This window comes from Variovorax sp. efr-133-TYG-130, from assembly GCF_030208835.1.
Classification (GTDB): domain Bacteria; phylum Pseudomonadota; class Gammaproteobacteria; order Burkholderiales; family Burkholderiaceae_C; genus Variovorax.
In genome coordinates, this window is record NZ_JARVTD010000030.1 from 37,018 (window position 1) to 52,386 (window position 15,369).

A 15,369-nucleotide genomic window follows, 5' to 3' on the forward strand; every position below is an offset into this window, starting at 1 on the left:
AGCCGGCACGGAAAGGGCCGGCAGAAAGTTAACCAAAGAGCCGCGTGACGTCGTTGAAGAGTGCGACCGACATCATGACCAGCAGCAGGGCAACCCCGCCCCGCTGCAGCCGTTCCATCCAGGCGTCAGAGACGCTTTTCCCGGTCAGGCCCTCCCAAAGATAATACATCAGGTGCCCCCCATCGAGGACCGGCAGCGGCATGAGATTGAGCACGCCAAGGCTCACGCTGATGAGCGCAAGGAAGACGAGATACTGCGTGAAACCAAGGCTGGCGGACTTGCCGGCGTAGTCGGCAATGGTGAGCGGACCGCTCAAATTCTTCAGGGAAGCTTCACCAATGACCATCTTGGCCATCATTCGCACGGTCAGCGCCGACACCTCCCAGGTGCGCACCACGCCGCGCCACACGCCGTCGACCGGCCCCTGGCGCACCGTCACCATCTCCGGCGGGGCGCCGACGTAGGCCCCGATGCGGCCGACCTTGGCGGCGCCCTCTTCCCGCACCTCGGGCTTGACGTCGATCGTGAGAGACTGGCCGCCGCGCTCGATCTTCCAGGCCTGCGTGAGCGGCTGGCCTGCGTCCACCGAGGCGCGGATCACCTCGCGCAATTGCTGCCCGTCGACGATGGCGGTATTGCCGATGGAACGCACCACGTCGCCTTTGCGCAGGCCGGCGCGCTCGGCGGCGCTGCCGGCCATGACTTCGCCGATCTCCGGCTTGGTCAGGGGAGCGAGCACGCCGATCTTGCGGAACATCTGCGGATCGGCATCCCGGGTTTCGAGGCTGCTCAGGGGAAGTACCAGCGTGCGCGCGGGCCGGCCGCCCTCGCCCGCCACTTCGAGCGTCAGGTCATGGCCGTCGAGCGCGCCGCGCGTCATGCGCCAGCGCAAGTCCTCGAATGACTGAACCGGCGACAGATCGCCGTCGAAGCCCGCCCGGGTGATGTATTCGCCGCCATGCAGGCCCGCGGCCTCGGCCATCGAGGCCGCCACCGGGCGGCCCAGCTTGGCGACAGGTTCCTGCACGCCGATCCAGTTGACCGCCGTGTAGAGCACCACGGCCAGCAGCAGGTTGGCGACGGGACCCGCGGCGACAATGGCCGCCCGCGAGCGCAGCGGCTGGGTATTGAAGGCGCGATGGCGCTCTTCAGGGGCAACCGGGCCTTCGCGCTCGTCGAGCATCTTGACGTAGCCGCCCAGCGGGAACGCGCCGATGACGAACTCGGTCGATTGCCCTGGATGCTGCCGCTTGGGCTGCCAGCGGAACAGCGCCTTGCCGAACCCGACCGAAAAGCGCTCCACCTTGACGCCGCAGGCCACAGCGACACGATAGTGGCCGTACTCGTGTACCGCGATCAACACACCGAGCGCGACCACAAAGGCTATGACAGTAAGCATCCGGGTCCTCTGGCTGTAAGAGTGGGGTTGTCGTCAGGCTGCGAAACGCAGCGCCGCGGCATTGGCCGCCGCACGGGCGCTGGCATCGATTGCCAGCAGGTCAGCCAGCGATGCCGGCTTGGAGGGAGAGACCGTCTCCAAAGTTTCCATGTTGACCGCATGAATGCGGTCGAAGCGCAGTCGCCGGTCGAGGAATGCCTCGACTGCGACCTCGTTGGCGGCGTTGAGCACGGCCGTCGTGCCCGGCGCGGCGCGCAATGCGTGCCAGGCCAGGCCCAGGCCCGGAAAGAGCGCCGCATCGGGCGCATTGAACGTGAGCGAAGCCATCTGGCGGAAATCGAGCCGTGCCGCGCCGCTCTCGATGCGCTCGGGCCAGGCCAGGCCGACCGCGATCGGCACCCGCATGTCGGGCGTACCGAGTTGGGCGATGACGGATGCGTCGGTGAACTGGACCATCGAGTGCACCACGCTCTGCGGATGGATGACGACCTCGATCTGCTCGGGCGAGACGCCGAACAGGTGGCGCGCCTCGATCACTTCGAGCGCCTTGTTCATCATCGTGGCCGAGTCGACCGAGATCTTGCGCCCCATCACCCAGTTGGGGTGGGCACAAGCCTGCTCGGGCGTCACTGCGCCCAGCGTCTCGGGCGCACGTGTGCGGAATGGGCCACCCGACGCGGTCAGGATGATCTTGTCGATGCGCCGCGACCAGGTGGACGGGTCTTCGGGCAGCGACTGGAAGATGGCCGAGTGCTCGCTGTCGATGGGCAGCAGCGTGGCGCCACCTTCGCGCACCGTGCGCATGAACAGTTCGCCCCCGACGACCAGCGCCTCCTTGTTGGCCAGCAGCAGGCGCTTGCCAGCACGGGCGGCGGCCAGGCAGGGCCCGAGGCCCGCTGCGCCGACGATGGCGGCCATGACGGCGTCGACCTCTTCGTGCGACGCTATCTTTTCAAGAGCATCGATGTCAGTGAGAACAACCGTTTTCAGGTTGTTCTGCTTGATCTTTTCAGCCAGCAGCGCCGCATGCGGTGCACTCGCCATGACGGCGAAACGTGGTGAGAACTGCGCGCACTGGGCCAGCAGTTCGTCCACCTTGGTGGCGGCGGAGAGCGCGAACACCTCGAAACGCTCGGGATGGCGCGAAATGACGTCGAGCGTGCTGACGCCGACCGAGCCGGTCGAACCGAGCACAGTGACGCGTTGCTTGGGAGTATTCACAGGAAAGCCAGCATCATGGCAATGGGGAGCGCCGGCAAGAGGGCATCCACGCGGTCGAGCACGCCGCCGTGGCCCGGCAGCAACTTGCTGCTGTCCTTGGCGCCGGCGCTTCGCTTGATGAGCGATTCGACGAGGTCGCCCACGACGCTCATCGCCGCAAGAAACAGCGCACCGAGCAGCAGAAGCCACCAGCCGCGCTCGTTGAGCCGGGTGTAGAGGCTTGCGACGGTAGCGCCCGTCGCCTTGTCCGCCCAGACCCAGGCAAAAGCCAGCACCACCACGCCGACCATGCCGCCCCAGACGCCTTCCCAGCTCTTGCCGGGACTGATCGCGGGAGCGAGCTTGTTGCGGGTGAACTTGAGGCCGAAGGCCCGGCCGGCAAAATAGGCGAACACGTCTGCCACCCAAACCAGCACGAGGATGGACAGCAGGAAATTGATACCGACCATGCGCGCCTGCACCGCCGCCAGCCACGCGACCCAGAGCGCCAGCAGGCCACCGACCAGCCGCAGCCCGCGCGGAATCCGCGGCCAGCCCGGCACCGCCACGCGAAGCAGCAGCGCCCCGCCCAACACCCAGGCAGCGCCGGCCAGGGTCCACATCAGCACCAGCGACTGCTCGAGCAGGCCCAGCCACCACGACAGCGCGCAAAGCACCACTGTCTCGACGCCAAGGAACACCGACAGCCGTTGGCCATAGCCGTTCAGGCGCCCCCATTCCCAGGCTGCGGCGCCGATCAGCACCAGCATCACGCAGGCAAAGGGGATGTAGTTTCGATAGAACAGCGCCGGCAGCAGGATCGCGAGCAGCACGATCGCCGTGAGGATGCGTTGTTTGAGCATGCGAGAAGTTGTCGGGCGGTCAGGCCGTCTGGCCCTGGGGAGCCGAGACCTGTGCCGAGGTTTGGCCGAAGCGACGCTCGCGGCTTCGGAATGCGGCGATGGCCTCGTCCAGCGCAGCCTCGTCGAATTCCGGCCACAGCTTGTCGCTGAAGAAAAGCTCGGCATAGGCACTCTGCCAGAGCAGGAAATTGGACAACCGCTGCTCGCCGCCCGTGCGGATGAACAGGTCGGGGTCGGGCACATGGGCCAGCGCCATCGCCCGGTCGAGGCTCTCCTCGGTGACGGCTTCACCCTGCGCCGCCAGCTTGGCGGCGGCCTGAGCGATGTCCCACCGGCCGCCGTAGTTGAAGCAGACGTTGAGCACCATGCGCGAGTTGTGCGCGGTGGCGGCCTCGGCATCGACCAGGCCCTTCACCATCTTCGGCGACAGGCCGCCGCGCTCGCCGACGAAGTACAGCCGCACGCCGTCGCTGCTGAGCCGGGGCACCTCGCGAGCGAGCGCGCCGACCATCAGCTCCATGAGCCCGGAGACCTCCTCGACGGGCCGGTTCCAGTTCTCGGAAGAAAACGCGAACACCGTGAGCACGCCCACGCCGCGGTCGGCACAGGCCTTGACGCACCGGCGCAGCGATTCGACGCCCTGTTTGTGCCCCGCAACCCGGGGCAGGAAGCGCCGCGTCGCCCAACGGCCGTTGCCGTCCATGACGATGGCAACGTGATGCGGGTTGCGCGGCGTTGACGAGGCCATGGCAGGCCTCAAACGGCCATGATCTCCGCTTCCTTGGCCGCGACCAGGCGGTCGATTTCCGCGATGTGGCGGTCGGTGACCTTCTGGATCTCGGCTTCGGCGCGTTTCTGGTCGTCTTCGGACGCCAGCTTGTCCTTGACCAGCTTCTTGACCGACTCGTTCGCATCGCGGCGCAGGTTGCGCGTGGCGATCTTGGCGCTTTCGCCTTCGTTGCGGACCAGCTTGGTCATTTCCTTGCGGCGCTCTTCGCTCATGGCGGGCAGCGGCACGCGGATCAGGTCGCCCATCGAAGCCGGGTTCAGGCCAAGGTCGCTTTCGCGGATGGCTTTCTCGATCTTGGCGCCCATGCCCTTTTCCCAGGGCTGGACGCTGATGGTGCGCGAATCGAGCACCGACACGTTGGCCACCTGGCTCAGCGGCACTTGCGAGCCGTAGTACTCGACGTGGATCGAGTCGAGCAGCGCCGAGTTGGCGCGGCCCGTGCGGATCTTGGTGAGGTTGTTCTGGAATGCGGCGAGCGACTGATTCATCTTCGCGTCGGTCGCATTGCGGATGTCTGCAATGGTCATCTCAAATACTCCTAGGCATGCACCAGCGTGCCCTCGTCCTCGCCCATCACGACACGCTTGAGCGCACCGTTCTTGAAGATCGAGAACACCTTGATCGGCAGCTTCTGGTCGCGGCACAGCGCGAAGGCCGTGGCGTCCATGATGCCGAGATTTTGCGCGATCGCCTCGTCGAAAGTCAGCGTGGCGTAGCGTGTTGCATTGGGGTTGGTCTTGGGGTCGGCGGTGTATACACCATCGACCTTGGTCGCCTTGAGCACCAGCTCGGCGCCGATTTCGGCGCCGCGCAGAGCGGCAGCCGTGTCGGTGGTGAAGAACGGGTTGCCCGTTCCGGCGGCGAACACCACGACCTTGCCCTCTTCGAGGTACTGCAGGGCCTTGGGGCGCACATAGGGCTCGACCACCTGCTCGATGGCAATGGCGGACATCACCCGGGCCACCAGGTTCTGCTTGTTCATGGTGTCGGCCAGCGCCAGCGCGTTCATCACGGTGGCCAGCATGCCCATGTAGTCGGCAGTGGCGCGGTCCATGCCGACGGAGCCTCCCGCGACGCCGCGGAAGATGTTGCCGCCGCCGATGACCACGGCCACCTCGACACCCATGTTCACCACTTCGGCGATTTCCTCGACCATGCGGACGATGGTGGCGCGGTTGATGCCGAAAGCGTCGTCGCCCATCAACGCCTCTCCCGACAGCTTCAACAAGATTCGCTTGTGGGCTGGGCGGGCATCAGACATGGGCAATTTCCTTGAGTTGGCGGGGGCGAGTGTAAAACGTAGCGGTGAAAAAGCGGCGGCACGCGTTCGCGCACCGCCGCTTGTATGGCGGCTGGATCAGGCAGCGGCCTTGGCAGCGGCAACTTGCGCGGCCACTTCGGCGGCGAAGTCGTCGACCTTCTTCTCGATGCCTTCGCCGACCACGTACAGGGTGAAGCCCTTGATCGTGGTGTTGGCGGCCTTGAGCATCTGCTCGACGGTCTGCTTGTCGTTCTTCACGAACGGCTGGTTGTGCAGCGAGACTTCCTTCAGGAACTTCTGCACGCCGCCTTCGATGCGCTTGGCGACGATGTCGTCCGGCTGCGGCTTCTTGCCTTCGGCTTCGGCCGTCTTGCGGTCTTCGTCGGCCTTGCCCTTGGCAACTGCGCGTTCCTTTTCGATCAGGTCGGCAGGCACGTCGGAAGCCTGGATGGCGACCGGCTTCATGGCGGCGATGTGCATCGCGACGTCCTTGGCCGAGGTGTCGTCGCCTTCGAACTCGACCATCACGCCGATGCGCGTGCCGTGCAGGTACGAAGCCAGCTTGCCGTTGCCCGTGAAGTGCTTGAAGCGGCGGAAGCTCATGTTCTCGCCGATCTTGCCGATCAGGCCCTTGCGCACGTCTTCGAGCGTGGGACCGAAACCGTCCTGCTCATAGGCCAGCGCACCCAGGGCGGCGATGTCCGCGGGGTTGTTCCTGGCGACCAGCATCGCGGCAGCGTTGGCCATGGCCAGGAAGCTGTCGTTCTTGGTGACGAAGTCGGTTTCGCAGTTGATTTCGATCATGCCGCCGGCAGCGCCGTCGACGAAAGCCGTGACCACGCCTTCGGCGGTGATGCGGCCCGATGCCTTGCCAGCCTTGTTGCCGAGCTTGATGCGCAGCAGCTCCTCGGCCTTTTCCATGTTGCCGTCAGCCTCCGTCAGGGCCTTCTTGCATTCCATCATGGGCGCGTCGGTCTTCGCGCGCAGTTCGCCGACCATGCTTGCGGTGATTGCAGCCATTTGTGTATCTCCGTAAATCCAAAAATCAGGTTAAAAAAAAGGGGCACCAAAGCCCCTTCTTCAGGCTCGCGAGCGCGCCGATCAGGCCGAAGCGCCTTCTTCGACTTCGACGAATTCGTCGCTGCCGCCTTCGGCGATGGCCTTGACCACGTCACCGGTGGCGCTGTTGCGGCCTTCGATGATGGCGTCGGCGATGCCGCGGGCGTACAGCGTGACGGCCTTCGACGAGTCGTCGTTGCCGGGGATCACGTAGTCGATGCCTTCGGGCGAGTGGTTGGAGTCGACCACACCGATCAGCGGAATGCCGAGCTTCTTGGCTTCAGCCACGGCGATCTTGTGGAAGCCCACGTCGATCACGAAGATGGCATCGGGCAGAGCGGTCATGTCCTGGATGCCGCCGATGTCCTTTTCGAGCTTCTCGATTTCACGCGAGAAGGTCAGCTGCTCCTTCTTGCTCAGCGAGTCGAGGCCCGCTTCTTGCTGAGCCTTCATGTCCTTCAGACGCTTGATCGAGGTCTTGACGGTCTTGAAGTTGGTCAGCATGCCGCCGAGCCAGCGGGTGTCGACGAAAGGCACGCCGGCGCGGCGGGCTTCGGCAGCCACGATTTCACGGGCTTGGCGCTTCGTGCCGACCATCAGGATGGTGCCGCGGTTGGCCGTGAGTTGCTTGGCGTACTTCATCGCGTCCTGGAACATCGGGAGCGACTTTTCCAGGTTGATGATGTGAATCTTGTTGCGGTGACCGAAGATGAACGGAGCCATCTTGGGGTTCCAGAAGCGGGTTTGGTGACCGAAGTGGACACCGGCTTCCAGCATTTCGCGCATGGTGGTAGACATTGAAATTACTCCAAAGGTTGGGTCTAAAATCCAGCCCGTTTTGTGCTCTCTTGGATGGAGTCACAACACCTTGATTGGGCCGGTTTGCGGATGTGTTTGACTGGATGCAACGGGAGCCGTTGCTCAACCAGCGAAACCCAAAGAGTATAGCACGGCCACTCCGTCCCTTTCCTGAACCGAGCCGTCCACGCGGCACCGCAGCCCTACCCATGAACGACCTCCACGCCACCCGTCTCTCCCTCCTGGCAGGTGGCTCCGATGCACGCACCGAATTGGAGCGCGCCATCGACGTCTCGCAGTCGGCGGCCTGCGCGCATGTCTTTACCCGCACGATGTTCGACGAGGCTCGCCAGGCCGTTGCCGGCGTCGGCACCGAAACCCGGCTTGCCGGGCTGGCCTTCACCAGCAAGGACCTGTTCGACATCGCGGGGCAGCCCACACCTGCCGGCTCGGTGGTGCTGTCGCATGCCCCGGCGGCCAGCGCCGACGCCCTCGCCGTGGCGCGGCTGCGCGCCGCGGGCGGCGTACTGACCGGACGCACCAACATGACGGAGTTCGCCTTCTCCGGCGTCGGCGTCAATCCGCACCACGGCACGCCCGCCAACGTGAGCGACGCAGCCACGCCCCGCATTCCCGGCGGCTCGTCGTCAGGCGCCGCGGTTTCGGTGGCCAGCGGCGCCGCGTTCATCGGCCTGGGCTCCGACACGGGCGGCTCGATCCGCATTCCGGCGGCGCTGAACGGCATCGTCGGGTTCAAGAACACCGCCCGCCTCACGCCCGCCGATGGCGCGCTGCCGCTTTCGACCACGCTCGACACCGTCTGCGCCATGACGCGGTCGGTGCGCGACGCCATCACCGCACATGAAATCCTTGCCGCGCGGCGCGTCACGGCCGGCAATGCGCCCCTGGCGGCCTACCGGATCGCCGTGGTGAAGAACGTGTTCTTCGACGACATCGAACCCGCCGTGGCCGCCGCCTTCGAGCGCTCGTTGAAGAGGCTGCGCGCCGCCGGCGCCCGCATCGAAGAGATCGCGCTCCCCGAGTTGGCCGAACTGGCGACCATCAACGCCACCGGCGGTTTCTCGGCAGCCGAGTCCCACGCCTGGCACCGGCTGCTGCTCGAACGCAGCGGCGCGGGCTACGACCCGCGCGTGGCCCAGCGCATCCTGCGCGGCGCCGGCATGAAGGCGCATGAATACATCGACCTGATCCATGCCCGCCGCGACTGGATCGCCCGCGTCGAAGCCGCACTGGCGCCGTTCGACGCGGTGCTGTCGCCCACGGTGCCGATCACCGCGCCCTCCATCGCCAGCGTGGCCCCGGGCGCCGAGCGCGACGACGAGTTTTTCCGCATCAACGGGCTGCTGCTGCGCAACCCGTCGATCGTCAACATGCTCGACGGCTGCGCCATCTCGCTGCCTTGCCACGTCCCCGGCGAACTGCCGGTCGGCCTCATGCTGTGGCATGCCGCGCTGCACGACGACGCCGTGCTGGCGCAAGCCCTGCAAATCGAGCGCACGCTACAGAATCAATAGCTGGCTTCGCCCATACTACGGGCGTCCGCCGTCTCTCTTATCTAGAACATTCAATGAAAATCGCGATCGTGGGCGCCGGCATCATCGGCGTCACCACCGCCTGGGAACTGGTTTCCGACGGCCATGAAGTGACCGTGTTCGAGCGCCGCGGCGCCGCCGCCGAAGAAGCCAGCTTCGCCAATGCGGGTGTGGTCGCTCCCGGATACGTCACCCCCTGGGCCGCGCCCGGCATGCGCGGCAAGGTGCTGCGCTCGCTGCTGTCCTCGCACGGCGCCATCAAGCTGCGCTGGCCCCTGAGTTCGCGCGACATCGGCTGGATGTCGCGCTGGCAGAAGGCCTGCAAGCTCGAGACCTACCTCGCCAACCGCGCCCGCATGCAGCGGCTGGCCTTCTACAGCCGCACCCGGCTGCACGAAGTGACCGAGGCGCGCGAGCTGAGCTACGAGCGCAGCGACGGCTACCTCGTGCTGCTGCGCTCCAAGCGCGAGAAAAAGATGGTCCAGCCCGGGCTCGACGTGCTGCGCGCGGCCGGAAGCGTCTTCAAGGAAATCGATGCCGACGAGACCCGGCTGATCGAGCCCGCGCTCAACCCCGAAACCCCGCTGGTGGGCGCCATCCACCTGCCGGAGGACGAGGTGGCCAACTGCCGCCAGTTCGCGCTGCTGCTCAAGTGGGAGGCCGAGGCGCTGGGCGCGCAGTTTCATTTCAACTGCGACATCGCACCGCTGAGCCGCGCCGCGCCCACTTCGCTGTCGCTGGCCAGCGGGTCGGATCCGGTGCGCTACGACGCCATCGTCGTGTGCGCCGGCCTGGCCTCGGCCGCGCTGCTGCGTCCGCTGGGCCTGCGCATCCCGATGGCGCCGGTCTACGGGCATTCGGTCAGCGCACCGGTGCGCGAGCCGCTCAATGCCCCGCGCAGCGCGGTGATGGACGAGCGCTACAAGGTCGCCATCTCCCGCCTGGGCCAGCGCGTGCGCGTGGCCGGCAGCGCCGAGATCGGCGGCTCGCTGGACACGATGAACCCGGCCTCGGTGCAGTTGCTCTACAAGGTGCTGCACGACTGGTTCCCGGGTGCGGCAACCCTGCAGTCGGGCGTGCAGCAATGGAAAGGCGCACGGCCGATGCTGCCGGACGGACCGCCGGTGCTGGGCGCCAGCGGCATCCCGGGCGTATGGCTCAACCTCGGCCACGGATCGAGCGGCTGGGCGCTGTCGTGCGGCAGCGCACGCGTGCTGGGCGACCTGATCGCGGGCCAGGATCCGGGGATCGACCTCGAAGGGCTCGGCGTCGAGCGGCTCAGTCTTTAGGATCCCAGCGGCGCAGGCGCTCGGGGCTCGCGGGCTGCTCGACAGGCAGTTCGGGCTCCGGCGGCGGCCGCAGGCGCTCCGCGATCCATCCCAGCAAGCCGGGACCGATCAGCGCAAAGAAGACCAGGGACATCGCACCGGCACCGAACAGGGCCAACCGCGCCAGCCCCGAAACGCTTCCAGCCGGCAGATCGAACCAGCGGATCACGCTGATGCCGATGCCGACATTGGCGGCCCATGCCACATCCCGCAACGGCACCCAGCGCTTCAGTTGGGCCAGCAGGAAGACGCCCCACACGGCACCCAGCAGTGCCAGCACCCATGCCCATCCGGCGATCCAGGCAACGGTCGCGGCCAGGAAAAAGGCGAGCCCTGCGACAAGCAGGGCGAGCACCCACGCGACGCTCTTGAAGTTCATCCGCCGATGATAGGGAGGCAACGCAGCGGCACAATGGATCGATGCAACGCATCACACCCGCCACCGCCGCAAACCTGTTCGACATCGCTGCCACACGCCGCATCGAACAGGCCGCGGCAGCCGCCCTGCCCGCTCACGCGCTGATGCAGCGTGCCGGCCTCGCAGCCGCCCGGCTCGCAATGGCCATCGCACCCCATGCGCGAACCATATGGGTGGCGTGCGGACCGGGCAACAACGGCGGCGACGGCTTCGAGGCGGCGGCGCAATTGCGTCATGGGGGCTTCTTTCCGGTGGTCACGTTCGCCGGGGACGAGAGCCGGCTGCCGCCGGATGCCAAAACATCGCTGCAGCGCGCCCGCGACGCGGGCGTCGCCTTTGCGGAGAACCCGCCGAGCGCCTACGAACTCGCCATGGATGCGCTGCTCGGCATCGGCGCCACGCGGCCACCCCAAGGCACGATGGCCGAATGGCTTCGGCAGATGCATGCGAGCGCGCAGCCGGTGCTCAGCGTCGATGTGCCGTCAGGGCTGAACGCGGACACCGGCGTGCTGCCGAAAGACGCCGCCCGCACGAACGCCTCCATACGCCACTGCATCACCTTTCTCACGCTGAAGCCCGGCCTCTTCACCGCACAAGGGCGCGACGCGGCAGGCATCACCTGGTTCGACGATCTCGGCTGCAGCCACATCACGGATCAGCCAGCAGCCGTGCTGACCGGCACGCCGAAGGCACAGCCGCGCGCGCATGCCTCACACAAGGGCAGCTACGGCGATGTCGCCGTGATCGGCGGAGCGTCCGGCATGGCGGGCGCTGCGCTGCTGGCAGGATCGGCCGCGCTGCATGCCGGCGCGGGCCGGGTGTTCGTCGGCCTGCTCGACCCCGGCGCGGCCGTCGTCGACACCTCGCAGCCAGAACTGATGCTGCGCGACGCCCGCTCGCTCGACCTGTCGGGAATGACCGCCGTCTGCGGTTGCGGCGGCGGTGAAGCCGTGCGCGAACTTCTGCCGCGCGTACTGGCGACAGCCGCCGCGTTGGTGCTCGATGCGGATGCACTCAATGCCGTCGCGGCCGACGGCGCGCTGCAGGCACGACTCGCATCGCGCGGAAAAGACGGATTGCCCACAGTGATCACGCCGCATCCGCTCGAAGCGGCGCGCCTGCTAGGGTGCACGGCCGCCGACATCCAGGCCAACCGGCTCGCGTCGGCGCGGCAGCTTGCGTCACGCTTTGGCGTGGTCGCGGTGCTCAAGGGGTCCGGGACGGTGGTTTCGGACGCAAGCGGCGCGCCTCCAGCCATCAACCTGACGGGCAATGCCGCGCTGGCCACTGCCGGGACCGGCGACGTGCTGGCCGGCATGATCGGCGCCGCACTGGCGGCTGGGCGCCCTGCCGTCGAGGCGGCCTGCGAAGCCGTCTGGCAACACGGCCACATCGCCGACACCTGGCCGGCCAACGCCGCCCCGCTCACGGCGGGCACGCTGGCCCGCCGCGCGCCCGCCTGACGCGGCTCTTTGCTTAGCCGCGCCCGACGAAGGGCATCTTCGTCGCCATGATGGTGTGGAACAGCACGTTCGCTTCCAGCGGCAGGTTCGCCATGTAGAGCACCGACTGGCCGACGATCTTCACGTCGATCAGCGGCTCGATCGCGAGTTCGCCGTTGGCCTGCGGCACGCCCTTGGCCATGCGCGCGGCCAGTTCGGTCATCGCGTTGCCCACGTCGACCTGCCCCACCGCGATGTCGTACTTGCGGCCGTCCAGCGACGCGGTCTTGGTGAGCCCTTCCACCGCATGCTTGGTCGCCGTGTAGGCCGCCGAATTGGGCCGCGGCGCGGTGGCGGAGATGGAGCCGTTGTTGATGATGCGGCCGCCCATCGGCGTTTGCGCCTTCATCGTGCGGAACGCCTGCTGGATGCAGAAGAACATGCCCGTCAGGTTGATGTCGACCACGCCCTGCCATTGCTCCGGCGTCCAATCCTCGAAGGGGCCGGGCGGGTTGCCGACACCCGCGTTGTTGAACAGCAGGTCGACACGCCCGAAGCGCTCGACCGTGGCGGCGAACAAGGCCTGCACCGAATCGGCCTTGGCCACGTCGGTGGGCACGGCGAAGGCGCGCGCACCGGCGCCCGATTCTTCGGCGACCTGCTCCAGCGGCTCCAGCCGGCGCCCGGCCAGTGCCACGTTCCAGCCGTCGCCCAGCAGTGCCAGCGCCGCGGCGCGGCCGATGCCGGAACCCGCCCCCGTGACGATGGCGATGCGGCCCTTGTTGTCTTCAGCGCTCATGCTGTCTGTCTCTTTCTTTCTTGAGGGTGTCGATGGTTCATGCGGCAAGGCATCAGCGGCGCGGCTTGCGCCCCTTCATCTTGTTGGCGGCCTTCTTCACCGCAGACTTGAAAGCCTGCATCGCCGATTGCGGCCCGGCCGGCGCCGAAGCGCCTCGCTCCAGGCGTGGCTCGCCGACGCCGCCGGCCTCCGCCGCCTTGTGGCGGCTGCCGCGCTTGGCCGACGCCTTGACCGGTACGCCCGACGATCCCACGCCCTTGTCCTTCATGGCGCGCGCCGTGAGCTCCTCGCCTTCGCGCACGAGGCGGAAGTCGATCTTGCGGCCGTCCAGGTCGACGCGGCTCACCTGCACCCGCACCCGCGTGCCGATGGCATAGCGGATGCCGGTGCGCTCGCCGCGCAGTTCCTGACGCATCTCGTCGAACTTGAAGTACTCGCCGCCGAGCTCGGTGATGTGCACCAGCCCCTCGACGTACATCGCATCGAGCGTGACGAAGATGCCGAATGTGGTGGCAGCGGTGACCACGCCGCCGTACTCCTCGCCGAGATGCTCTCGCATGTACTTGCACTTGAGCCAGGCCTCGACGTCGCGGCTGGCCTCGTCGGCACGGCGCTCGTTGGCGCTGCAATGCAGGCCCGCGGCCTCCCATGCCAGCACTTCCTTGCTGGGCGCGACGGTGGCCTTCTGCGGCTTGTTGGTCGGCGCCTTCACGCGCGAAGCGAGCCGCTTCGCCAGCTTGGCATGCGCCTCGCCGGGGGTCGGCAGCATCGGCAGCTGGTAGCGCGTCTTGCCGAGGATGGCCTTGATCACGCGGTGGACCAGCAAGTCAGGGTAGCGCCGGATTGGGCTCGTGAAGTGCGTGTAGGCCTCGTAAGCGAGGCCGAAGTGGCCGCTGTTGATCGGCGTGTAGATCGCCTGCTGCATCGAACGCAGCAGCATCGTGTGGATCTGCTGCGCGTCCGGCCGCTCCTTGGTGGCCTCGGCGATCGCCTGGAATTCACCCGGCCTGGGGTCGTCGGTGATGCTCAGGCCCACACCCATCGCCTTCAGGTAGCCGCGCAGGATTTCCTTCTTCTCGGGCGTCGGGCCTTCGTGCACGCGGAACAGGCCCGGGTGCTTGCCTTCGGCGATGAAGTCGGCGCTGCAGACGTTGGCCGCGAGCATCGCTTCTTCGATCAGGCGGTGCGCTTCGTTGCGCGTGCGCGGCACGATCTTCTCGATGCGGCCGGCGTCGTCGCAGATGATCTGAGTCTCGGTGGTTTCGAAGTCGACCGCGCCGCGCTTGCCGCGCTGCTTGAGCAGAGCCTTGTAGACGTCGGCGAGGTTCAGCAGGTCCTTGACGCGGTCCTTGCGCTTGGCGGCTTCGGGGCCGCGCGTGTTGCCGAGGATGGCGGCCACTTCGGTGTACGTGAAGCGCGCGTGGCTGAACATCACGGCGGGATAGAACTGGTAGGCGTATATCTCGCCGTCGGCCGCGACCAGCATGTCGCACACCATGCACAGGCGCTCGACCTCGGGGTTGAGCGAACAGAGGCCGTTCGACAGCTTCTCCGGCAACATCGGTATGACGCGGCGCGGAAAGTAGACGCTGGTGGCGCGGTCGTAGGCGTCGATGTCGATGCCCGAACCGGTCTGCACATAGGCGCTCACGTCGGCAATCGCGACCAGCAGGCGCCAGCCCTTGCCACGGCCCACCTTCGCGGGCTCGCAGTACACGGCATCGTCGAAGTCGCGCGCGTCTTCGCCATCGATGGTGACGAGCGGAATGTCGGTGAGGTCGACGCGCCCCTTCTTGTCGGCGGGGCGGACCTTTTCGGGCAGCGCCCTGGCTTCGGCCAGGCACTCCGCGGAGAACTCGTGCGGCACGCCGTACTTGCGCACGGCGATCTCGATCTCCATGCCGGGGTCGTCGATCTCGCCCAGCACTTCTTTCACTCGGCCCACGGGTTGGCCGAACAGCGCCGGCGGTTCCGTGAGCTGCACGACCACGACTTGGCCCACCTTCGCGGGGCCGGTCGCACCCTTGGGGATCAGTACGTCCTGGCCGTATCGCTTGTCTTCCGGCGCAACGAGCCAGATGCCGCCTTCATGCAGCAGGCGGCCGATGATCGGCTGCTCGGGGCGCTCGACGATCTCGACCACGCGCCCCTCGGGGCGGCCACGCCGGTCTTGCCGCACCACGCGCGCCTTGACGCGGTCCTTGTGCAGCACCGCGCGCATCTCGTTCGGTGGCAAATAAATGTCTGCTTCACCGTCATCACGCTGCACGAAGCCGTGCCCGTCGCGATGTCCTTGAACAGTTCCTTCGAATTCGTCCAGCAAGCCGCTGGAAGTACCATTATTTTTGATATGATCTCCTTCTTTCCTGAAATTCAAAACGCAGTTGCTTCTGCAACTACGTGGGCCCAGATGGCGGAATTGGTAGACGCACTAGTTTCAGGTACTAGCGAGTAACATC

Annotated in this window: 14 protein-coding genes; 3 read left to right on the plus strand and 11 right to left on the minus strand. The window is 66.8% G+C overall.

Translation table 11 applies throughout. The features are described 5' to 3' along the window. Positions 1-28 precede the first annotated feature (28 nt). The 8 genes from rseP to rpsB all read right to left on the minus strand — a co-directional run bounded on the left by rseP (position 29) and on the right by rpsB (position 7,370). Positions 29-1,399, minus strand: a complete 1,371-nt coding sequence (gene rseP / locus QRN67_RS25425) for an RIP metalloprotease RseP (RefSeq protein WP_081267259.1) — start codon at positions 1,397-1,399, stop codon at positions 29-31. 33 nt (positions 1,400-1,432) lie between these two features. Beyond that, complete coding sequence (ispC, locus tag QRN67_RS25430; protein ID WP_106934692.1) at positions 1,433-2,620, minus strand: 1-deoxy-D-xylulose-5-phosphate reductoisomerase; 1,188 nt, start codon at positions 2,618-2,620, stop codon at positions 1,433-1,435. Then, entirely contained in the window at positions 2,617-3,462 is an 846-nt protein-coding gene (locus QRN67_RS25435) for a phosphatidate cytidylyltransferase (protein WP_081267261.1), read from the minus strand. Before QRN67_RS25435 ends, ispC begins: the two co-directional genes overlap by 4 nt. 19 nt (positions 3,463-3,481) lie before the next feature. After that, positions 3,482-4,210, minus strand: a complete 729-nt coding sequence (uppS, locus tag QRN67_RS25440) for a polyprenyl diphosphate synthase (protein ID WP_285414092.1) — start codon at positions 4,208-4,210, stop codon at positions 3,482-3,484. An 8-nt stretch (positions 4,211-4,218) separates the two neighbouring features. After that, positions 4,219-4,779: a ribosome recycling factor gene (frr, locus tag QRN67_RS25445; RefSeq protein WP_081267263.1), complete on the minus strand. Its 561-nt coding sequence runs from the start codon at positions 4,777-4,779 to the stop codon at positions 4,219-4,221. Between the two features lie 11 nt (positions 4,780-4,790). Beyond that, the gene (gene pyrH, locus QRN67_RS25450; protein ID WP_081267264.1) at positions 4,791-5,513 is read right to left on the minus strand and encodes a UMP kinase; all 723 of its coding nucleotides are present in this window, start codon (positions 5,511-5,513) and stop codon (positions 4,791-4,793) included. A 96-nt stretch (positions 5,514-5,609) separates the two neighbouring features. Continuing rightward, complete coding sequence (gene tsf / locus QRN67_RS25455) at positions 5,610-6,533, minus strand: translation elongation factor Ts (protein WP_081267265.1); 924 nt, start codon at positions 6,531-6,533, stop codon at positions 5,610-5,612. Positions 6,534-6,614: 81 nt separating this feature from the next. Beyond that, complete coding sequence (gene rpsB / locus QRN67_RS25460) at positions 6,615-7,370, minus strand: 30S ribosomal protein S2 (protein WP_081267266.1); 756 nt, start codon at positions 7,368-7,370, stop codon at positions 6,615-6,617. A gap of 209 nt (positions 7,371-7,579) precedes the next feature. Between rpsB and QRN67_RS25465 the strand changes: the two genes are divergently transcribed. Beyond that, a complete protein-coding gene (locus QRN67_RS25465; RefSeq protein ID WP_285414093.1) occupies positions 7,580-8,905 on the plus strand; it encodes an amidase in 1,326 nt (441 codons plus the stop codon). A 53-nt stretch (positions 8,906-8,958) separates the two neighbouring features. Next, positions 8,959-10,212 carry a D-amino acid dehydrogenase gene (locus QRN67_RS25470; RefSeq protein ID WP_081267268.1) on the plus strand — a complete coding sequence of 418 codons (1,254 nt, stop codon included), beginning with the start codon at positions 8,959-8,961 and terminating at the stop codon, positions 10,210-10,212. Here the strand turns inward: QRN67_RS25470 and QRN67_RS25475 are convergent. Next, on the minus strand, positions 10,202-10,630 hold the full coding sequence (locus tag QRN67_RS25475) for a hypothetical protein (RefSeq protein ID WP_285414094.1): 429 nt from the start codon (positions 10,628-10,630) through the stop codon (positions 10,202-10,204). The genes QRN67_RS25470 and QRN67_RS25475 overlap by 11 nt on opposite strands. Before the next feature lie 41 nt (positions 10,631-10,671). Between QRN67_RS25475 and QRN67_RS25480 the strand changes: the two genes are divergently transcribed. Further along, a complete protein-coding gene (locus QRN67_RS25480) occupies positions 10,672-12,132 on the plus strand; it encodes an NAD(P)H-hydrate dehydratase (RefSeq protein WP_285414095.1) in 1,461 nt (486 codons plus the stop codon). A gap of 13 nt (positions 12,133-12,145) precedes the next feature. On the opposite strand, the gene QRN67_RS25485 is transcribed toward QRN67_RS25480, so the two are convergent. Together QRN67_RS25485 and rnr are read right to left on the minus strand one after the other, a co-directional pair. Then, complete coding sequence (locus QRN67_RS25485; RefSeq protein ID WP_285414096.1) at positions 12,146-12,910, minus strand: SDR family oxidoreductase; 765 nt, start codon at positions 12,908-12,910, stop codon at positions 12,146-12,148. A gap of 52 nt (positions 12,911-12,962) precedes the next feature. Continuing rightward, positions 12,963-15,233 (minus strand): ribonuclease R, encoded by a 2,271-nt coding sequence (gene rnr, locus QRN67_RS25490; RefSeq protein ID WP_285414097.1) that lies wholly within the window; start codon positions 15,231-15,233, stop codon positions 12,963-12,965. Positions 15,234-15,369: the final 136 nt, after the last annotated feature.